Source organism: Brachybacterium sp. UNK5269, assembly GCF_049266655.1.
In the GTDB taxonomy this organism is placed as follows: domain Bacteria; phylum Actinomycetota; class Actinomycetes; order Actinomycetales; family Dermabacteraceae; genus Brachybacterium.
The window spans coordinates 1,718,391-1,738,551 of the sequence record NZ_CP184883.1 but is presented as its reverse complement, the minus strand read 5'-3'; the positions used below and the strand labels follow the sequence as shown (position 1 = coordinate 1,738,551).

Here is a 20,161-nt window from a genome sequence, read left to right as displayed (position 1 = left end):
CTGTGACGGCCGGCCTCAGACGGCCTGGCCCACATTCCAGAAGAAGTTCACGAGCGTCACGCTGGCCCCGCAGACCACCGCGGCGCCGCAGGAGATGAGGACGCCCAGCTTGCCCCTGCCGGACAGGTGCGGATTCGAGCTGTTGGCGCCGTAGGCCCAGACGATCGCGGAGACGATCAGGGCCAGCACCGAGAGGATGAGGCCGACCGTCATCACGGCGCCGACGATGGTGCGGAGCTGGTCGATGCCGGGCAGTCCCGAGCTGTTGGGGTCAATGTCGATCACGGCGGTTACTCCCTCGCAGAAACAGATGGTTTGTGGCGGCGAGGTGAACCAGGGAGCGACTGGCGCGAGCAGGCAGACGAAAGGCCCGCTCCCAACGCGGAGAGCGGGCCTGGCGGCGAAGGATCAGAGCTGCTGGCCGAGGGCGATGAGCCAGTTCACCCACGCCACCCCAGCGCCGGCGAGCGCGGCGGCGCCGACGCCGACGAGCACCCCAACCCGGCCCTTGGAGGCGAGGGAGTGATTGCCGTGCGAGGCGCCCAGCGCCCAGCAGATCACCGACACGATGACCATGAGCACCGCGACGATGAGCACGAACATCAACAGGGCGCCGATGACCTGTTTCAGATCACCGATGCCTCCGAGTCCGTTGAAGTCGGGGAACACTCCCATCACGCACCGACCGGCAGGGTCAGATGATCAAAATGACGGAGTAGTGCCCTTGATTGCATGCTCATACGACTCAGGTGTGTACGCATCACCTGGGGGGCGTGCTGGTATAGCGACCGAGTGACCTGCCGCGAACTGTCTCCTAGTTCCGGAGAGCTATAGGTAGCGGCAGACCTGGTCCGGGCTACACGTCGCCGGTTCCGGGTGCGCGGCGTCGCGTCTGAGCTCGGTGATGGTGTCGCGCAGCGCGGCGAGCTGGGCGATCTGCTGCTCGATCTCGGCGAGGCGCGCGTCGAGGAGGTCGCGCACGTGCTCGCAGGGAGCAGCGCCGTCGTCGCGGATGTCGAGGATCTGGCGGATCTGGGCGAGGGTGAGGCCCGCGGCCTGGCCGCGGTGGACGAAGTCGATCCGGGCGGCCGTCTCGGGCGCGTAGTCGCGGTATCCGGACGGCGTGCGCTCGGCCGGGGGCAGCAGGCCCTGCTCCTCGTAGAACCGCAGCGTCTTCGCCGTCGTTCCCGCCCGCTCGGCGAGTTCCCCGATGCGCATCGCAGGCCCCCTTTTCTTTCGGCAGAATCCCTCTTGACCTTCCCCTGCACTGGAAGGTCCAGTATGGCCGAGAAAGAAGAGAAACCCAAGTGACGGGAGCTGCGATGCCCACGAAGTACGACCTCGCCATCATCGGATCGGGCGGTGGTGCGTTCGCCGCCGCGATCCGCGCGACCACGCTCGGCAAGTCGGTGGTGATGATCGAGCGCGGGACGCTCGGCGGCACCTGCGTGAACACCGGCTGCGTGCCGTCGAAGGCCCTGATCGCCGCGGCCGACGCACGGCACTCCGCGGCCGACGCCGCCGACCGGTTCCCGGGGATCGCGACGACGGCGGGGCCAGTGGACATGCCCGCCCTGATCGCCGGGAAGCAGGCGCTGGTCGAGTCGCTGCGGGGCGAGAAGTACGCCGACGTCGCCGACTCCTACGGGTGGGCCGTCCGCCGCGGCGACGCCGCGTTCGCCGGCACCCCTGACGCTCCGGTCCTCCAGGTCGCCGGGGACGACGGGAGCACCGAGACGATCGAGGCCGGGCACTACCTGGTCGCGACCGGCTCTCGGCCGTGGGCCCCGCCGATCGACGGCCTGGACCAGACCGGGTACCTGACCTCGACCACGGCGATGGAGCTGACCGAACTCCCTGAGTCCCTGCTCGTGCTCGGCGGCGGCTACGTCGCCCTGGAGCAGGCGCAGCTGTTCGCCCGGCTCGGCTCCCAGGTCACCGTGCTGGTCCGGTCCCGGCTCGCGTCGAAGGAGGAGCCGGAGGTGTCCAGGACGCTGCAGGAGGTGTTCGCCGACGAGGGCATCCGGGTGGTCCGCCGCGCGCTGCCGACGCGGGTGTCCCGCGACGCCGCGACCGGGCAGGCCGTCGTCACCGCGGATGTGGCCGGGGGGCGGGAGGAGTTCCGCGCCGACCAGGTGCTCGTCGCCCTCGGACGACGACCAGTCACCGACGGGCTCGGCCTCGACAGGGTCGGGGTCGAGATCGGGGACCTCGGCGAGGTGGTCGTCTCCGACCGGATGCAGTCCTCCCACCCGCGGATCTGGGCGGCGGGCGACGTGACCGGCCACCCCGAGTTCGTCTACGTCGCCGCCCACCACGGCACCCTCGTCGCCGAGAACGCGTTCGCCGACGCCGACCGGGCCGTGGACTACGCCCGACTGCCGAGGGTCACGTTCACCGGCCCGGCGATTGGCGCGGTCGGGATGACCGAGAAGGACGTCGTCGCCGCCGGGATCCGCTGCGACTGCCGCGTCCTGCCGCTGCACCACGTGCCCCGCGCACTGGTCAACCGCGACACCCGCGGCTTCATCAAGATCGTCGTGGACGCCGACACCGGGAAGATCCTCGGCATCACCGCCGTCGCCAAGGAGGCCGGCGAGCTCGCCGCCGCCGGAGTCCACGTGCTCGGCAAGACGGTCGCCGAGGTCGCTGACGCCTGGGCCCCCTACCTGACCATGGCCGAGGGCATCCGGATCGCCGCCAAGGCCTTCACCACCGACCCGTCGCTCCTGTCGTGCTGCGCGTGAACAGTGCCGCGGGCAGTGCGGATATCTCCGTCGGAGGGCGGGGGCAGACAAGGAGCTCGAACCAGCACCGCAAGGAGGTGGGAGTAGTCGGGCCATCCGTCGCGGCGGATCTGGACCTTTCGCGCCGGCGTGCCTATCGGCGGGCAGCGGCGTAGGTGTTCCAGGAAGCACCGGCGAGGGTGGCCCAGCGGGTCGCGGCGCCAATGCTAACGCCGATTAGGGATGCGAACACGGCCGGTGGGGTGGTCGAGGCCAAGTACAGCATCGCCGTGTTTCGGCTGGCCCTGGTGGTGATTCCGAGCCGGTGCATGCGGCGCATCAGGGATGCTGGGTGCAGATGGCTGCCGGCGATTTTCCCGGTGAACAGCCATCGGGGGCTGGCAAGCGTACTTGCGGGGCCGAATGGCTTGGCGACTGGTAGCGCGGTGACGAGTGCGTCCAAGGGCGGGATGAGCAGCAGAGGTTCGGGGCCGAGTGCGAGGTAGGTGTCTCCGCCGCGAATCTCAATATCGTTGATGGTGAGGGTGGCGAGCTTCGCGGCAGGTTGGGCATAGAGCAAGATCAGGCAGGCTGCGGCACGATCCTCGATGCTGCCACTGTCGGGTTCATGCAGGAGGCGGCGGGCCAGGGCGATCTGGTCGTCGGGGTCGACCTCGTGATCGGGGTCCTTGCGAGGAACAGGCTCAGGTAACCGGGTCAGGGCAAGGTAGCCGCCTCGTTTGAGCCAGTGGATGAAGCCGAGGCGTCGGCTGCGATCAGTGGTGATCCAGGCATCGAGGCAGGCTTGCGGGCAGTCGTCCAGGTCGTGCCCGCTTGCGGTGAGGTGATCGACGAACGCGTGGGCGGTGTCGATGTCGGCTCGGCAGCGTGCCGCGACGTTGGGGGCGATCCGCTGGTGTCGGTCGGTTTTGACGCGGCCGCAGACATGCCAGCGGGCATAGCGAGTGAGCACGCTGCGCAGCTCGGGGTCAGTCACTTCGTCTGCGGCTGTGGCGGCGTAGCGGTACAACCGGGCGGCATTCTCATCGCGTGGAGGCAGCGCCCCGGCGGCGACGAGCATGGCGCGAAGGTAGTTGACCGAGAACACCTGCGGTTGCGCGTCGAGGGCCTCGTGTCTGAGTTCGATCCTCCCCTGGGCGATGTCGGTCAGCAGCCGCATGCTGGCGAGGCTGTGCCAGTTGTTCAGCAGTGACCGAGGACGCTCGAGTTCGGTCAGCGCATCACGGACGGGAATGAGCTCGGGGCGGATGCTCCCGTCGGGGCCGGTGAGCGCGGTGTCGATCAGCCCGGCGGCTTGGCAAGCGAAGCAGCGCGGTGAACCGTGGTTCGTGGCGCGACGACCGAGGGCCTGCTGACCGCAGATCGAGCAGTCGATCACAGGTGCTTGGTAGCAGGTCGGGCAGACGTCCGGCGTCGTGTCGGTGGCCCGCAGCGCGACTCGTTTGAGCCGTCCGCAAAGGCCGCAGGGCCTCTTGGGATGCCGGTAGCAGCGTGCGCAGAGGTTCTGTGAGCCATCACGTCTGCCGCCAGCTCTGGCCGCCAATGGTCCGATGGCTCGGCACTCGTCGCACGCGTCCTCGGCGGTGCGGGTCCGGGTGTAACAGGTGCCGCAGAGCGCGTCGCCAGCTTCGGTCCGAGCGTTGACCCGGCGCGTCTTGCCACAACCGGAGCAGACCTCACACCTTCCTCGTTCGGCTCGGCATCCGCGGCAGTAGCCCAGGCCGTCGTCACGGGAACGTGTGAGTACGCGCATCCGTCCGCAACCAGCGCAGACTTCCTGGGGACGATGGCGCTGATGGCAGCATTCGCAGACTGGGCTGTGCCCGATAGTGACATTGATGCGCTGGCCTTCGCGTCCGCATTCGCTGCAGGTCGCGACCCGCAGTCGGCTGTAGCAACTCGTGCAGATGCGTTCGCCGTCACCGTGGGAGTGGAACAGTGTGCGAGGCCGTGAACACAGGGCGCACGAGGGTGAGACGAGCCCGGTCACACCGGCGGTGATCGCGGCGTAGAGGAACTCGCCGACGACCTTGCGCATCCGCGACCCGCCAGCGGTGAGCACGCCCGGATCAGCGCTGAGGTGCTTGGTCAATTGCGACCGGGAACTTGGCGCGGATGCGACTTCGGCCAGCAGTTCCTCGACCAGGCCGTCGGTGACGCTGGGATCAACAGTGCGCAGCAGGGCAAGGATCGTCGCTTGCTGGCTTTCACGTTTCATGGCTTGGCGGGTCGCGGCGAGACGCTTGTCACCGCAACGACAACGCGGCCCGCTGACGTTGGAGCGCTGGATCGGCAGATCGCAGTCCAGGCACGACCTGCGCGAAGCGGTCAGGACTCGTCGGCGCCGCGGATCGTGGCGCGGGTCGGGCGGTTCTTGCTCCCGCTCTTCGGCGGGGTGGCCTTGCCGGTGGTCCCCGTCCTGCGGCCGCGCTGCGAGGCCGAGGCGACGTAGGGCTCGATCAGATCGCTCGGGGTGCAGCCGAAGATATCGCAGAGCGCAGCCAGGAACGCCATGTTCAACCGCTCAGGCTGGCCGACCACGATCCGATATACCTGGGTGGAGGTCATCACCACGCCCCGGTCGGCCAGCAGCGGCACCAGATCAGTCGTGGACTGCATGCCGTGCTCGTTCATCACCTTGCGCAGGTGCCAGTGATAGGCAACGGTCTTCGTCATGGCAATCAGCCTCCTTGAACTGCTGTTGGTGAGATGAACGCCGCGTCCAGAGCGCGGCGCAGGGTTCGGTTGCGGTAGTCCCCGGACACGCCGGTGTAGAGGGCGGTGGTCGAGCCCCAGCGATGCCCGACCTGCTGCTGGACGAACAGCGGGTCGAAACCGTCCTCGATCAGATGCGTCACATACGAGTGCCGCAGGCAATGCGGGTGCAGCGACCGGTCCAGGCCGAGGTCATCGCGCCAGTCGGCGAAGCGATCGTCGATGTGCTTGAGCCGGATGCGGCCCTGGCGCTCGGTCGGCCACAGGATCGTCTTGTCGGCAAGATCGAAGCGGGGCCGTACCTCGGTCACGTACTCCTCGATCACCGGGCGCGTCCAGTCGAACACCGCCAGCACCGCCCGGCGTCTGGGCTGCGAGCCGCGCATCGCCTTGCCCCAGCGGACGTTGCAGACCCCGAACCGGCCGAACTCCCAGCCCTGCGGGTTGCGAGTGAAGTCGGGCAGGTCAAGCATCGCGGCCTCGCGGCGACGCAGCCCGAACGCATAGATCATCTTGAACAACGTGGCGTCGCGGAACAGCGTCAGCCAGCCTTTCCGCTTGGAGGAGCGAGCCTGGTCCACCAGATCGTCGGCATAGTCGAAGAACGTCTGCAGCTCTAGGCGCGACAGCGGTCGCACGCCTGGTCGTGCCTCGTGATCGCTGACATGAATCACGGTGTTCCACTCGTGACAGACCTGCACCGGGTGCGAGTCAAACAGTTCCAGGCAGCGATCAACCCAACCGTAGCGGTGGTCGATCAGGTAGTCGCAGAACAGCGCGATCGAGTTCTGATACGCCCGAACGGTGGACACCGACAGGGGCCGCGACCCCGAGACGAGTTGAGTCGTCCATTCCTCCACGTCTGCCGGCGACCACTGCCAGGGCGGAGTCCCGCAGAAGTCGGCGAACCGTCGCACCTGCGATGCCCTGGTCTGGATCGTCTGCACCGCGAGCATCCGCGAGGTTTGCTGCGCCGACCAGCCGGTCACCATCTCATCGAAGAACTGCTCCGCCGGCCGCAGCAGCGACACATTGCCAGACGCCGACGCCCCTGCACCGGGCACCTGATCGTCTGAGAACACCATGTCACGACCTTACATTAAATGTAAGAATCATGCATCAAATGTAAGATCATCAGCGAAACGCCTGGTCAGGTGGGGTGTCCCTACTAGGTTGGAGACGACCGCGATCCCGCAGAGCTCCGAGAATTCGGCTTACATCTAAGGTACGAATCGTACATTAGATGTAACATCGGACCTTAGGCCCTGACGGTGACGTGCAGGTGGTCGTAGTGGCCGCCGGTCACGTCGCCGGGGTCGTGCATCCCGCCGCCGTTGTAGGGGCGCCAGCCTTCGGCGTCGCGGGCCAGGGACCAGATTTGGCCTTGCCAGATCAGGTACTCCACGCCCAGGGCCTCGGCGTGGTCCTTCATCCAGTTCGTCACCCGCCACCCGTCCTCGAGCTGCGCGGGCGTCGGGTGTGTCCCGATCAGGTTCCCGAATGTGATGTCACACGCCCGGCCCAGCGGGTGCTCTGACGTTGTGCCGGGCCGGGGCGAGTAGCAGGCCCAGGAGCTGTCGGGGAACGCGGCACGGGCTTGAGCCATGAGGTGCGCCATCCGCGCGGTGATCTGCCCGTCGCTGGTGGGGTCATCGACCATCTCGTCGGGGTCGCCGTCCAGCGGCGCGGGCTCGCCTGCCGTGCCGCCGGAGGTGTCACACCCGTTCGGGCTGCCGACCGTGGCTTCGAGCAGGTCCGCCGCATCGTGGTCGTTGAGCCACGCTGCGGCATCGACGGCCTCGGCGTTGGTGCCGCCGGGCCGGACCTCGAAATGCAGATGTGGCCCCGTCGAGTTGCCGGAGCTGCCGACATCGCCGATGTGCTGCCCGGCGACCACGCGGTCACCGGCCGTGACGTGGATGCCGTGCTGCCACATGTGGGCGTAGGCGGTCGCCACCACCTGGCCGTCGATCTGATGCTCAATGACGATCAGGCCGCCGTAGCCGCCGCTGAACTCGGCGACCGTGACCACACCATCGGCGGCGGCGAGGCTCGGGGTGCTATCGGGGGCGGCGAAGTCGGTGCCGGTGTGGAACGAGGGCTCTCCGGTGATCGGGTGGATGCGCGGCCCGAACGAGGACGTGAGCACCCACGTTCCCTCGGGCAGGGGGAACACGACGCGCGCGGCTGCGGCCACTGGCCCCGCGGCGGCCACGGCACTGGCCTGGCCTGCCTGTCCCACACCGCCGGATGCGCCGGTGAAGGCATCGAGGATGGCTTCTGCGACCGGCTCGTAGTTGCGGTAGCGGTCCGGGTAGGCACTGACCTCGACCGCTTGGGCGGCCTCACCGGGGTCCATCTGCTGCCAGCCGGGAATGTCCAGCAGTCCACGCGGCGAGGGGTAGTTCGGGCCGTCCGGTCCGCCGAAGAACGCTCGCGCCTGGTACTGCGGGTCCATCAGCTCCGCGACGGTGCCCCAGCCCGATTGCGGCCTCATCTGAAACAGACCGAGCGAGTCATGGTCGCTGCCATTGCCGTCGTTCGGGAAGTCGCCGCTCTCGGGGTAGGCGCCGGTGTTCGCCAGCATCCGCAGGGTGCTCTCGGTGAGCGCCGCCATCAGCGCGATCTTGATTCCAGGCCGGCCGACGCCTTCGATCCCGCCTCCGATCGTGATGATCGTCGCCGCGTGCGTGAGCTGGGTCTTGTTCAGCGTGAACGTGGTGCCGTTCGCGGTGGTGACGGTCAGCGAGTCGGGGACGTTGCCGACCGTGACGCTGCCGCCGGGCACGACGCAGTTGGCGGCGGCGGGGTTCATCAGCACGCCGATGGCGAGCAGGATGCTGGCCGGTCCGAACAGCACGAGGGCGAGCCCGATGATGAGGAGCTTCTTGACCACGACAACCCCTGTTCACCGGAGCGGGTTGTCGAGCTGCGACAGCCGCAGCACATGGCACAAGCCGGTGCGGAACTGCGGTGCCGGTGGCGGGCAGGCCAGGAACACGGTGAAGGACACCGCTTGCTCCGAGGCCACCGGCTCGCCGTTCCATAAGCCCTCGCGGTGGCCGATGCCCTCGATCGTGATGGCCGTCGCACCGGCGGGGAGCTGGCCGGGCTGCGCCTGCTCGACCGCCTGACCCCATGCCTCGGGCACGAAGGAGTTGTCGATCGTGAGGTGCTGGGTCGTGGCGTACTTGCGCAGCTCGATCCACGCCTCACGGGTGGGTAGGTAGCCGGCGACGTCGGCGGCAAGCCCGGCCTGCTCGTGACCGGAGGGGTCCCCGACTTCCAAGATCGCGGCCGAGTAGTCCAACGGCATCAGGCCCGACCCGGTGTCCCAGGCGAACAGCGCCTCAGCGACGTTGCGGGCGAACTCGTCCGGGTCGTTCGAGGGCACCACCCGCGGCGGCCCCGGTCTGCCGGGCTCGGACTCGCCCGGCGCGGTGACCGTGGGAGCGGGGTCAGAGTTCGGGTCGCCGGGGTGCTTCGGGCCGGTGATGAGCCCGTACACGCCGACGCCGATCAGGAGCAGCAGGACGAGACCGGCGGCGATCACGGCGATCAAGCGGCCACGGGACCAGGAGGCGGGGTTCGTCTTCATGCCGCGAGGTGAGCCCGCGGGCGACTGGCGGCAAGGGGTGCTCAGAGAGCGCGCAGCAGCGGCCGCCCGGACGGCGCCTCGGTGCGGGCAGCGCGGAGCCGGCCGGCGAACTCGGTGGTTCCCTCGACCGTGGCGAAGAACGCCTCGACCTGCTCATCGGTGAGTTCGGCGGCCAGCTCGTCCACGTCGTAGTGGGTCCACCACGCTTCCATGTCGCCCCACGTCAGGATGAACGCCCGCACCGGGAACCGTGGCGGCTGATCATCCTCGGTGATCCGGCGGCGAGGCGGCGCCGGCTTCTTGGCCTTGCTCGCCTTGGCGGTGTGGACGCGGGCCAGGGCTTCATCGGCCAGCTCGTGCAACCTGCGGTCCCGGTCAGTGCTTGCCTCGGCGTGCGCGTCGCGGAGCCGTTGGAAGATCGGATTGACCGGCGCGCCGCCCTCGATCTGCGCCAGCCCATCCCGTGCCTGGGTCCGCAGCGCCTCCGAGACGGCCGGGTCGTCGGCCAGGCGTTGCAGGAACCCGATCTGTTCCAGCCGGGTATAGGACGACGAGCCGGTCACCATCTGCGCCGCCTGCGCGCGAGCATCGCCGAGTTGGGGCGAGGCCGATGGTCCCGTCGATTCGGCGGGACCATGCTTTCCGGGTTCGTGGCCCTCCTGGAACTGAGTCTTGGCCTTGCGGCGGGCGGCGTCCTCGGCCATGAGTTCCTTGATTTCCCGGTACAGGGAGGCGGCCTCGACCGGGCCGAGAGGTTTGTGGAGCTGGTTGTCGTCCTGCTCGGCGAGCAGATGACCGAGCCGGTCCGAGATGCCCGAGCGCACCCACACGCTGACTCGTCGCCAGCCGAGCTTCTTGATCGCCGCGAGCCTGCGTAGCCCGCACACCAGCACTCCGTCCGGGGTGATCGTCGGCGGCTGCAACAGGCCGTCGCGGTCGATCGACGCGGCCAGCGCGTCGATGTCGCCCAGGTCGGTGCGGTGCCGGCGTCCGATGACGATGGAATCCACCGCCCGCTCTAGCTCGATGTACCCGGCAGGTGCGCTCATCCCGCACCCCGCGACTTCTTCTTGGCGCTCGGCGTGCTGGTGCCCGGCACCGCCAGGGACAGGGTGAGCACGAGGTCGTCGTCACGCAGCAGGACCGGCAGCGTCTCGCCGATCAGCAACCGCAGCAGCACGCCACGTCCCGCGCCTGTCGCCGCGAGTTCGGCCAGCGGAGAGCCGAGCAGGGCACGAAGCAGCACAGCCCATGACCGGCTGGGCAGATCGAGCAGCGCCCTGGCGTGCTTGTCGCGCCGCAACGTCTCGTAGGCGGTGTGCCGGTTCCCGACACGGGTCAGCGCCACGCAGACGTGCTCGACCGCCGCCCGTGCGGTGCCAACCGGCCAGCCCAGCAGCGTCAGCAGCGTGATCGCGTCCTCCACAGCCGCGGTCGCGGTGGTCACTCCCGCCCCGTCGCGCTCCGGCTCGGGCGGTTCGTCGTCCTCGCCGTGGGTGTCGGTGACGAGGAAGGCCGGGTGATAGTCGTCCAGCGGGTTCTCGCGGTCCGACAAACGCTCCGGGTCATGGAACACCGAGTAGCGCGGCCTCCGGGCCTGGTGGGTCGAGCACATCAGCCCTTGGCCGCGTTCTTCGGCGACGCAGGTGATCCGCACCGCATGGGTGACGACCGCCCACGGATCGTCGGCGGTGCGGGCGGCCTTGGTGCGCATCACATCGAACGCCGCTGACGCGGCCTCCCACGGGTCGAGCCGGTGCTTATGCGCCAGCGCCGCGTACTTCTCCGCGGCGAACGTCATCAGCTCTGCTGCCACGGGGTCGTGCTCCCACGCGCCACGGCCGGCCGAGTGGAGCCGATTCAGCAGGGCGCGCAGGCCCTCGCTGCTGCGGTAGTCCTCAGCCGGCCGATCATCGCTCGTGCCGGTGGTTCTGGTGTCGTTGGTCATGGTCGGGCACCTCCTGGCGGCGAGGTGCTCCCGCAGCCGTCTGCGGGTTCTGCCTCGACCAGCCGGGCGTCCACGACTCATCACCACCCGGCTACCTCATCCCGACCCCGGACCGGACCTGGCCCTGATCGGGACCGCCGCGGCGACCGAACGCCGACAGCGGCGGCAGGCGCCGGGTACGCTCGCCCAGCCACCGCGCACCCGTCACGATCGGGGCACGGACGCGCCGGTTTCCCGCGGCGGTCAGGTCGATACCGCGACGGGACACGGTTCCGCTGCCCTGCGCCATCAGGTCGGTCGGGCGCACCCAATCGACGCCGCGGCCTCGGACCTTCGCCAGCCTCGCCTTCGCGTCCCGACGCGATGCCGCGTCCTTCATGGCATCCGGTGTGCCCGCCGCTTCTGCTTCCTCGGCAGGGTTCGGGTTCTTCCGCGGTGCGCGGGCCTGCTCTGGCTCGGCGTGGCGGCGGTAGTGATCGGCCAAGGTTGTCTTGTCGTCGTCGTTCATCGTGCAGCTCCTTCCATCACGAGCTCGGACCCGGACAGGTCCGTCTCATCGGTCTGGTGAGCACCGGGAACCTCGGCGTGGTCGGCGCGAGGCAGCCACCTGCCGACCGTTGAGGGATGCACGTCGAGTTCGCGGGCGATCCGCTTGTTCGACCAGCCCAGCTCCCGCAGCTCTGCCGCTAGCGTCCGGCGGTCCTCGCCGTTCACCTCCGTCGAGTGTTCGGGCGAGGATGGGGCCGGCGGTTCCACGACGGTCGCCGCGAACGTCGCGGGCTCGTGCACGGTCTCGGGTTCTTGGGGTCTGGTGGAGCGGATCAAGACGACGGTCAGGTGCGTGCTCGCCAGCAGCATCAGCGGCGGCACCGCGGCCACGCACCCGGCCAGGAGCGCAGGCACACCGGGCTCGGCGGTGACGGTTGCGTGCATGACGTTCCCGGCGACCGAGACGCCGGTCGCGGCGATGAGCAGCAGCCACGGATACCACGCCGAGCGGTGCCCATCGAGAGCGAACGCCGCGACAGTCGCGACCACGATCAGGCCATCGACGATGAGCGGCCACGCCCATGCCTGCCCTTCGGCGACCCCGGAGCGGCGTGCCAGGTCGGTCAAGGCGATGAACGACAGCCAGAACGCGAAGCCGGCGATCCCGACCGTGCCTCCGGTGGCCGTTGCCACCGCCCAGCGGCGCGACTGCGTTCTCATGTCAGCCCCCTCGACGCGGACACGCGGTGCTCCGGGGCACGACGCCCGAGCCCGCCGGCCGGCGGGCTCGGAGACGAGCCGGAGCGGTTCTGACGAGACGAGGCCGCCCCGACCGTGCGGTAGGCGCTGTAGACGGTGCGGGTGATCTCTCGTTCCCCGAAGTCGGATTGCTCTGCCCGCACCAGCGCATCGAGAGCATCGGAGACGGGCACGTTCCCCTCGGCCAGACGGCACGCGGCCCAGAACAGCTTGTAGTTGCGGTCGCCCTTGATCTGCCGTGCCAGCCACGCCGCCATCCGGTCCGCGTCCTCCCGCCCGGCGACCTGCCGGCCCTCTGGCCGGGGGCGTCGCGGCGGCGGGGGCGCGAGGAAGTTCCGCAACCGCACGGCATCCACCGGCTCCACCCGGCCCGTGGCGACCTGATCGACCCGGTACGGGATGCGTTCTCCGTCCAGCCGGAGCACCGAGGGCGGGGCGATGATGTAGCCGCCGTCCCCGCGGCAGTCGATCCCGGCATCGCCGACCGCCCACGACCGCTGCTCCCGAGTAGGGAACGCCGGGAAGTAGGCGTGCTGTCCGCCGGTGGGCGTGGTAACCGCCGCCAGCGGTGCCGGGATCAGACCGGCACGAGCCGCCCGCGCGTAAGAGGCATATCCGTTGACGCCGTGCACGTCCACGTCGATCACGACCAGACCCGAGACCGCGCCGGTCGGGATGCCGATGTTCGCGGTCGGCCGCCACCGCCACCACCTCTGCACCCGGTGCAGATCATTCGTCGCTCGCTGGAAACCACGCTTGACGATCGGGTGCTTCTCGCCCGGAACGCACGGGAACACCGGCACCCCGGCCCGCGCCAGCTCGCGCGCCGCGACCGGCAACGACATCTCGCCGAGGTGCCGGAACACCGCAGCCACATCATCCGGGGCGACCATCACAGCCCCCGCCCTGCCACCGTCTGCATCGTCCGTGACTCTCGATCCGGCAGCGGCTCGACCTGCGACGCTGGCCCGGCGGCTTGCGCAGTCGCAGTCTGTTCGGGGGCGTCGATCCGCAGCGACAGTGGCTGGCCGTTGCCAAGCTGCATCGTGTCGAGCTGATCCAGCACCTCTTTCGCGATGCGTCGGACCTTCTCGCCGGTGTCCCGGATGACCTGCACCGGGTCTTTACCGTCCACTTTCGCCGCCCACCCCGCGACATAGGGGATCGTGTAGTCGCTGGTGTCCATGCCGTGCGCGGCGGCGATCATCAGCGCCACCGACTCGGCCTCGACCTCGCCGATCCCGCGATGCTGGCGCGCCTCCTGCTGGTTCGGCCCGTGCATCCGAACGTGCCCCAGCTCGTGCGCGAGGGTCTTCACCTGCGCGGCCGGGTCCATGTCGGTCCGCACGAGCACCTGCCGCGTCTCCGGGTCGGTCATGCCGTTCGCGCCACGCATCGCGTCGCAATCCGGCATCCGCAGCACCTCATACCCCAGGGACTCGACCTGAGCGGCCAGCCCCTCCCACAGACCGTCGGGTGCCTCACCTTCCAGCAGCTTCGGTGTAGGCAGCTCCGGCAACGGGGCGCCGTGTGTTCTCGACACGTCCCAGACATGAGCGGGAACGACGTTGACGACTCGACGCTGCACAACCTCACCCGGACGCGGACTCTGGCCCTTCGCCAGCCGCCGCCACGACGCCGGGTCCTTCGGCGTCGCCGAAGCGAACCTCACCCGCACTGGGGAACGAATCTCGTAGCCGCCGCCGGCCTCAGCCCAGCGGCCCAGCTTCTTCCAGTCCTGGTAACCCGCCACCCATGTCGGCACGGGCGTGGGTACTCGGCCCTGCTCGTAGGCTTCGAGGTGCTGCGTCCAGATCAGGAGCGTGTTGTTGAACGAGCGAGATCGGAACCGCGCAGCGAACTCCATCGCCCGCCGCCAGTCCTCGCCCGACACCAGTTCCTCGGCCGAGCGCACGATGCGTTCTTCGAGAGCTTCGAGCTTTGCTTCCCGAGTCTCGTTCCTCATAGCCATTGTCTGGCCTCCCTCCGCCGGGGCCGCCCCGAGAGGGAACAGCCGTGCGACCACGAGGTACGCCGGGAGGATCAGAAGACGAGACGGACAACGGAACGAGACTGTGGCCGCCGGCCCGGTGATGAACCCGACGAGTCTCTACCGGACTACCGGATGGGAACCAGTCCAAGGGCTTGCAAGCCTTGATCCTGCGGTAATCGCCGGGATGGATGCGCGCTTCACCCGGTCGCCTGCGGAGCCTGCACACGGCTCAACGCCCGATAACCACTGGGGGTAACACCAACACTACGGCGGAACTGGCGCGCAGCGAAGTCAGGATCGCTCCACCCCACCTCCTCAGCGATCACCGCGATCGGAGCATCCGTGGTGCGCAGAAGCACTGCCATCCGCTCCGTCCGCAACATCGTCAGATACGCGATCGGCGACTTCCCGAATGCCTCAACGAACAGGCGACCGACCTGCGACTTCGACAGATGCACCTCGTCGGCCAGCTCCGTCACAGACCACCGTCGCTCGGGCTCCGTTCGTAGCAGGTCAGCAGCCTTGCGTGCCTCTGCCCGAAGCGGTGCGAACCGACGAATCCGAGGCCATGTCGGACAAGCGGTGGCCCGCTGTGTCGGTGACGTGCGGACCTGGGAGGTCTTGATGAACGGTGCGATCACATGAGCGACGTTGAACCAGAGTGCCTGCATCCGGTAGAAGTTCGCCACGGGCCGTTCTTCGACACTGAGCGCGACCAGCTCGTCCAGCCACGGCATGAGCATCCCGGCCCGATCCTCACCGACACGGAGAATCTGCGCTGGCTCGGTGTAGATCGTTGCGGCGAAGTCCTGCACCTCGAAACGATCCCGCACGAGTCCGACATGCTGCCAGAACACCTGATCGAGTACATAGTCCGTGTCGGCGTAGATCGTGGTCACAGTGATGTGGCCTTCGGGCTCGCTTCCGCAGAGCGTGTTCGCCCCGAGTAGCACCACGTCGCCGACGTTCACTGGCTTCTGTCCGAACTCACTGAACAAGACCGCGCTCCCGTCGCGGACGACGATGACCTTCACGCAGTCATAAGCGACCGGCCCCACTGGACGATGCACTGTGCGAGTACGGGCGAGCAGGGGATCGCAGGCGGGAAGACTCAGCGCTGGACGCTCGACGGCCCTGCTCGGCGGCGCACTCTGCTGGTGGGGACGCTCAGCGGTCAGCGTTGGCGCCGCGCTGTCGCGCGAGCCCTTCGAGAAACAACGTCACACCACGCCTATAAGCACCCTCCGGGTCGTTGGCCTTTCCGGTCGCCTCACCGAGCGCCTGCGAAACTCGTGAAGCGGTGGGGAACCGAGCGCGGTCGCCGATCGCGGCGGTCAGGGCAGGCTCGATGTTCGCCCACCATCCGGTGTCGTTCTGTTCATCGGGTTCGCGTGATCGCTGAGTCGCGATGGTGGCTCTGGCTGTGCCATGCACCAACGAGACAAGCGCCGTCAGCGTGTGGTCCATCTCTATGTCGGTCAGACCGATGCCGTCGAGTGCGCGCAGCTCGGCCTCGTACTTGGCCGACGCTCCGGGGCCCGGCACGGGTCGGCCCGGCGCAGCGTCGGTGATCCACGGGTGCTCTTGGCAACTTGTCCAGTTGGCGTCGGCGATCGCCGAGATCCGTGCACGCCAGTCCGCGTCGTCGGGCACTCCGGTCTTGGCGTAGGTCGAGCCCGCGACGTGATCGAGCATGAGTTCGATGAGTTCCGCACGTCCGCCGATGTGGGGGTAGAGCGCCATCGCGGTCACTCCTGCCTCCGCAGCGAGGCGGCGAATGGTCACCGCGTCAAGGCCCTCCTTATCGGCAAGGTCCACGGCCAGGGCGGTGATGCTCTGCTTGCTGATGCCGCTGCGCGCGCCGGCGGGCGACTCCTTCCACAGCAGGCCGAGGAGCTTCAGCTCATCGACTTCGGTTCGCTTCGCCATCCGTCCGACTCCTAACTCTACGTTGTATAATACAGTGTAGAGCATGACAGGAAGGATCGGTATGAGCAGCAACGAGAGCACGCGGGGCGCGATCATCGTGCAGGGCGTGCGGAAGTCGTTTCCGGGCGCGGACCGGCCGGCGCTCGACGGCGTTGACCTACGGGTGGACGCCGGTCGGGTCTGCGCGCTGCTGGGAGCCAACGGCGCAGGCAAGACGACGCTGGTACGGATTCTGACCACGTTGACTCGCAAGGATGCGGGCACGGTCACGATGGACGGGGCCGACGTGGACGGCGACCCGGCGCGAGTGCGGGCCGCTATCGGGGTGGTCGGCCAGTACGCGGCGCTGGATGAGGTGCTGTCGGCTCGGGAGAACCTGGAACTGTTCGCCCGGCTGATAGGGCTGACCCGTGCGAGTGCACGCGCGCGGACCGACGAGCTGCTGGATCAAGCCGGCCTCAGCGAACATGCTGATCGCCGGGTGTCCGGTTTCTCCGGGGGTATGCGGCGTCGCCTGGACCTCGTGACCTCGATGATTACCCGTCCGTCGATCCTGCTCATTGACGAGCCGACCACCGGGCTTGATCCGGTCGCACGTCGCACGATCTGGGATGCCGTGCGTGCTCTGGTGTCGGACGGAACCACCGTGCTTCTCACGACCCAGTACCTCGAAGAGGCCGACGAGCTCGCCGACGACGTGGCGATCCTCCGCGAGGGCTCGGTGCTGGCGACGGGCACGCCGAAAGACCTCAAAGCACTCGTGGGTGAGCCTCGGATGGAGCTGCGCGAGCCCACCCTCGAAGACGTGTATCTGCATCTGCACGAAAGGAACCAGGTGGCATGACCACGACAAGTATCGACATCGCGCCGCGCAGTCGTGGACGCCTGTTGCAGGAGTCGTTGATCCTAACTGGACGCGCCGTCAGGCATTGGCGTGCCCGCCCCGTCACATTCAGCATCCAACTGCTGTTCCCGGTCATGGTCATGCTGCTCATGGGCGGGCTGCTCGGTGGGGCCATCGCCGGAACGACCGGCGACTACATCGTCTTTGTGGTGCCCGGCATCCTCGCCTTCACGGTGCTGTCCGGCATCGAGACGACAATCAGCGCGGTCACGAACGACGCGGCCAAGACCGTGACGGATCGGTTTCGGACGCTCCCCATCTCTCGGGGCTCCGTGCTGCTCGGGCGGGTGTTCGCTGACATGCTCACCGCCATCGTCGAACTCGCCGTCGTCACCGCGGCCGGGCTCGCGTTGGGCTGGCGGCCGGACAACGGGCTCGACTCGATCGTCCTCGCCTATCTTCTGCTGCTCTGGCTCCGGTTCGGTCTGCTCTGGGCCGGGGTCTGGATCGGACTGAAAGCGGGAACTCCCGAAGCCGCGACGACGGCGCAACTTGCGATCTGGCCGGTTGCCTTCCTCTCCACCGTGTTCGTAGAGCCTCGCACGATGCCGTCTTGGTTGGGAGCGATCGCCGAATGGAATCCGCTCTCGGCCACCGCCTCAGCCGCTCGTGAGCTGTTCACCGGCGGACAGACGCAAGGGCTGACGATCGCCGCCGACCACGCCGTGCTGTTCGCGTTCCTGTGGCCCCTGATCCTGTCCGCGCTGTTCATCCCCTTGTCGATTCGCGCATACCGGAGGCTTTCATGACGACCGAAACCCAGGACGTGATCCGAGTCCGTGGGGCACGGCAGAATTCCCTCAAAGACGTTGACCTCGACGTGCCGAAGCATTGCATGGTCGTGGTGACCGGCGTCTCCGGGTCGGGGAAGTCGTCGCTGGTGTTCGACACGATCGCGGCGGAGTCGGCGCGACAGCTCAACGAGACGTTCTCCGCATTCGCGCAAGGGCGTCTCCCAAGCTACGCGCACCCGGACGTGGACGTGTTGGAGAACCTGTCCGCGGTGATCGTGGTCGATCAGCAGCGCCTTGGCGGTGGCCCGCGTTCGACGGTGGGCACGATCAGCGACATCGGCGCACGGCTGCGGCTGCTGTTCTCCCGGCTCGGGGAGCCCTCAGCCGGGTACTCCCACGCCTACAGCTTCAACGACCCGGCGGGGATGTGCCCGAACTGCCAAGGGCTCGGCGTCGCGGCCGCGGTGGTCGAGTCCGAGCTGGTGGACGACGATCGCTCACTCAACGCCGGAGCGATCACCTTCCCGACCTTCAAGCCGGGAACGTGGCTGTGGAAGGCCTACGCCAAGTCGGGGTTCTTCGACCCGGACATGAAGATTCGCGACTACACCCAGGAGCAGCGCGACTTGTTCCTGCACGCTCCGGCAGGCAAGCACACCCCGCCAGCGGGCATGGACGCGGTGGGCACCGCCTACGAGGGACTGGTGACGCGCTTCAACCGCATCTACTTGCAGCGGGAGCCCGAGTCATTCAAGGGTGCTCAGCGAACCGCGTTTGAGCGGATCGTCGCACGGGGGGCGTGCCCGGAGTGTGGTGGCAGTCGGCTGGCCGAGCCAGCACGAGAGAGCCTGATCCACGGCGTATCCATCGTGGACTGCAATGCGATGCAGGTCAGCGACCTCGTGACCTGGGCCAACGGCATCGACGGCAAGACGGTCGCTCCACTCGTCGCGAGCCTGCGCGTCCATCTGGAACGCATGATGACGCTCGGGCTCGGCTATCTCAGCCTCGACCGCGCGACCTCGACCCTCTCCGGCGGCGAGGCGCAGCGAATCAAGATGGTTCGTCACCTCGGCAGCGCCCTCGCGGACATGCTCTATGTGTTCGATGAGCCCACGGTCGGCCTGCATCCGCGCGATGTGGCCTCACTCGGGAGGATGCTGCAAGCTCTCCGCGACCGAGGCAACACCGTGCTCGTGGTCGAGCACGATCCCGACATCATGGCCCTCGCCGATCACCTCATCGACCTCGGCCCCGGAGCCGGTGTCGCCGGTGGGCGCGTCATCTATGAAGGTGACTACGGCGGGCTCACCCGAGCCGACACGCCCACGGGCCGCGGGCTGAGGGAGCACCGACGAGTCGAGCGGGATCGGCGTGAGACGACGGAATGGATCGAGATTCGCGACGCCAAAGCCAACAATCTCCAAAACGTCAACACTCGCATCCCGCGAGAGGTGATGACCGTGGTGACCGGCGTTGCGGGCTCGGGCAAGTCGAGCCTCATTCTCGGTAGCCTCCCCGCCGTTGAGCCCGACACCGTCGTCATCGACCAGCGAGCGATCCGTGGCTCCCGGCGCTCCAACCCGGCCACCTTCACCGGCCTGCTGAACCTGATCCGCGACGCCTTCGCCAAGGCAACTCGGCAGCCCGTCGGCCTGTTCACTCCGAACTCCACCGGAGGATGCCCGGAGTGCGAAGGCAACGGCGTCATCTACACCGACCTGGCCTTCATGGAAGGCGTACTCACTCGCTGCGAGGTCTGCGACGGGCGACGATTCACCCCGGAAGCGCAAGCCCACACGGTCGAGGGCAAGAGCATCGCCGACGTGTTCGAGATGAGCGTCACCGACGCCCTCGGCTACTTCGTCCAACCGCCCATCCTGCGCATCCTCGAACGACTCCGTGACGTAGGGCTCGAATACCTCACGCTCGGTCAGATGCTCTCCACCCTCTCCGGCGGTGAACGTCAACGACTCAAACTCGCCGCAGAACTCGGCACGCCGGGCCGAACGATCATCCTCGATGAGCCGACCACCGGCCTGCACATCGCCGACATCGCACGGCTCATCACCCTGCTCGACCGCCTCGTGGCTGCGGGCTCCACGCTCGTCGTGATCGAGCACAATCTTGATGTCATCGCCGCCGCCGACTGGATCATCGACCTCGGCCCCGAAGCAGGACATGACGGTGGCCGCATCGTCTACGAAGGCACCCCGGACGAGATGATCGCGACGGCAGATACCCACACCGCCACACACCTACGACGGTACGTCCGGTCGGGATCGTCGGAAGACTAGAGAGGTTGGTCGGGACGCCGGGGCCATCACTCACGCTGCGTCGTGAAT

At 68.1% G+C, this 20,161-nt stretch carries 20 protein-coding genes; 4 read left to right on the top strand and 16 right to left on the bottom strand.

Going from position 1 to position 20,161, the window contains the following annotated elements:
* Positions 1-15 precede the first annotated feature (15 nt).
* The 3 genes from ACOJUI_RS07985 to ACOJUI_RS07975 form a co-directional block, all read right to left on the bottom strand.
* Positions 16-285 (bottom strand): DUF6112 family protein, encoded by a 270-nt coding sequence (locus ACOJUI_RS07985; protein ID WP_422117518.1) that lies wholly within the window; start codon positions 283-285, stop codon positions 16-18.
* 123 nt (positions 286-408) lie between these two features.
* Positions 409-675 carry a DUF6112 family protein gene (locus ACOJUI_RS07980; protein ID WP_422117517.1) on the bottom strand — a complete coding sequence of 89 codons (267 nt, stop codon included), beginning with the start codon at positions 673-675 and terminating at the stop codon, positions 409-411.
* Between the two features lie 153 nt (positions 676-828).
* The gene (locus ACOJUI_RS07975) at positions 829-1,218 is read right to left on the bottom strand and encodes a heavy metal-responsive transcriptional regulator (protein ID WP_144588649.1); all 390 of its coding nucleotides are present in this window, start codon (positions 1,216-1,218) and stop codon (positions 829-831) included.
* Between the two features lie 104 nt (positions 1,219-1,322).
* On the opposite strand from ACOJUI_RS07975, the gene merA reads away from it, so the two are divergent.
* On the top strand, positions 1,323-2,747 hold the full coding sequence (merA, locus tag ACOJUI_RS07970) for a mercury(II) reductase (protein ID WP_422117516.1): 1,425 nt from the start codon (positions 1,323-1,325) through the stop codon (positions 2,745-2,747).
* Between the two features lie 133 nt (positions 2,748-2,880).
* On the opposite strand, the gene ACOJUI_RS07965 is transcribed toward merA, so the two are convergent.
* The 13 genes from ACOJUI_RS07965 to ACOJUI_RS07905 all read right to left on the bottom strand — a co-directional run bounded on the left by ACOJUI_RS07965 (position 2,881) and on the right by ACOJUI_RS07905 (position 16,178).
* Positions 2,881-4,965 (bottom strand): hypothetical protein, encoded by a 2,085-nt coding sequence (locus ACOJUI_RS07965; RefSeq protein ID WP_422117515.1) that lies wholly within the window; start codon positions 4,963-4,965, stop codon positions 2,881-2,883.
* A 110-nt stretch (positions 4,966-5,075) separates the two neighbouring features.
* Positions 5,076-5,423: a helix-turn-helix domain-containing protein gene (locus ACOJUI_RS07960; protein ID WP_144588645.1), complete on the bottom strand. Its 348-nt coding sequence runs from the start codon at positions 5,421-5,423 to the stop codon at positions 5,076-5,078.
* 5 nt (positions 5,424-5,428) lie between these two features.
* The gene (locus ACOJUI_RS07955; protein WP_342038997.1) at positions 5,429-6,547 is read right to left on the bottom strand and encodes a site-specific integrase; all 1,119 of its coding nucleotides are present in this window, start codon (positions 6,545-6,547) and stop codon (positions 5,429-5,431) included.
* A gap of 173 nt (positions 6,548-6,720) precedes the next feature.
* Positions 6,721-8,358 (bottom strand): M23 family metallopeptidase, encoded by a 1,638-nt coding sequence (locus ACOJUI_RS07950; protein ID WP_422117514.1) that lies wholly within the window; start codon positions 8,356-8,358, stop codon positions 6,721-6,723.
* 12 nt (positions 8,359-8,370) lie between these two features.
* Entirely contained in the window at positions 8,371-9,060 is a 690-nt protein-coding gene (locus ACOJUI_RS07945; protein ID WP_422117513.1) for a hypothetical protein, read from the bottom strand.
* Positions 9,061-9,101: 41 nt separating this feature from the next.
* Complete coding sequence (locus ACOJUI_RS07940; RefSeq protein ID WP_422117512.1) at positions 9,102-10,109, bottom strand: ParB N-terminal domain-containing protein; 1,008 nt, start codon at positions 10,107-10,109, stop codon at positions 9,102-9,104.
* A complete protein-coding gene (locus ACOJUI_RS07935; RefSeq protein ID WP_422117511.1) occupies positions 10,106-11,008 on the bottom strand; it encodes a hypothetical protein in 903 nt (300 codons plus the stop codon). Before ACOJUI_RS07935 ends, ACOJUI_RS07940 begins: the two co-directional genes overlap by 4 nt.
* A gap of 91 nt (positions 11,009-11,099) precedes the next feature.
* Positions 11,100-11,516 (bottom strand): hypothetical protein, encoded by a 417-nt coding sequence (locus ACOJUI_RS07930; protein WP_422117510.1) that lies wholly within the window; start codon positions 11,514-11,516, stop codon positions 11,100-11,102.
* On the bottom strand, positions 11,513-12,217 hold the full coding sequence (locus ACOJUI_RS07925) for a DUF2637 domain-containing protein (protein ID WP_422117509.1): 705 nt from the start codon (positions 12,215-12,217) through the stop codon (positions 11,513-11,515). Before ACOJUI_RS07925 ends, ACOJUI_RS07930 begins: the two co-directional genes overlap by 4 nt.
* Positions 12,214-13,149: a bifunctional DNA primase/polymerase gene (locus ACOJUI_RS07920; protein WP_422117508.1), complete on the bottom strand. Its 936-nt coding sequence runs from the start codon at positions 13,147-13,149 to the stop codon at positions 12,214-12,216. The genes ACOJUI_RS07925 and ACOJUI_RS07920 overlap by 4 nt, the downstream gene beginning before the upstream one ends.
* A complete protein-coding gene (locus ACOJUI_RS07915) occupies positions 13,149-14,228 on the bottom strand; it encodes an ImmA/IrrE family metallo-endopeptidase (protein WP_422117507.1) in 1,080 nt (359 codons plus the stop codon). The genes ACOJUI_RS07920 and ACOJUI_RS07915 overlap by 1 nt, the downstream gene beginning before the upstream one ends.
* A gap of 218 nt (positions 14,229-14,446) precedes the next feature.
* Positions 14,447-15,283: a helix-turn-helix domain-containing protein gene (locus tag ACOJUI_RS07910; protein WP_422117506.1), complete on the bottom strand. Its 837-nt coding sequence runs from the start codon at positions 15,281-15,283 to the stop codon at positions 14,447-14,449.
* 133 nt (positions 15,284-15,416) lie between these two features.
* Positions 15,417-16,178: a TetR/AcrR family transcriptional regulator gene (locus tag ACOJUI_RS07905; RefSeq protein WP_422117505.1), complete on the bottom strand. Its 762-nt coding sequence runs from the start codon at positions 16,176-16,178 to the stop codon at positions 15,417-15,419.
* Positions 16,179-16,239: 61 nt separating this feature from the next.
* On the opposite strand from ACOJUI_RS07905, the gene ACOJUI_RS07900 reads away from it, so the two are divergent.
* From ACOJUI_RS07900 to ACOJUI_RS07890, 3 genes are read left to right on the top strand one after another with little or no spacing between them, the layout of a single operon-like run.
* The gene (locus tag ACOJUI_RS07900) at positions 16,240-17,022 is read left to right on the top strand and encodes an ABC transporter ATP-binding protein (protein WP_422117504.1); all 783 of its coding nucleotides are present in this window, start codon (positions 16,240-16,242) and stop codon (positions 17,020-17,022) included.
* On the top strand, positions 17,019-17,831 hold the full coding sequence (locus ACOJUI_RS07895; protein ID WP_422117503.1) for an ABC transporter permease: 813 nt from the start codon (positions 17,019-17,021) through the stop codon (positions 17,829-17,831). The genes ACOJUI_RS07900 and ACOJUI_RS07895 overlap by 4 nt, the downstream gene beginning before the upstream one ends.
* Entirely contained in the window at positions 17,828-20,113 is a 2,286-nt protein-coding gene (locus ACOJUI_RS07890; RefSeq protein ID WP_422117502.1) for an ATP-binding cassette domain-containing protein, read from the top strand. Before ACOJUI_RS07895 ends, ACOJUI_RS07890 begins: the two co-directional genes overlap by 4 nt.
* Positions 20,114-20,161: the final 48 nt, after the last annotated feature.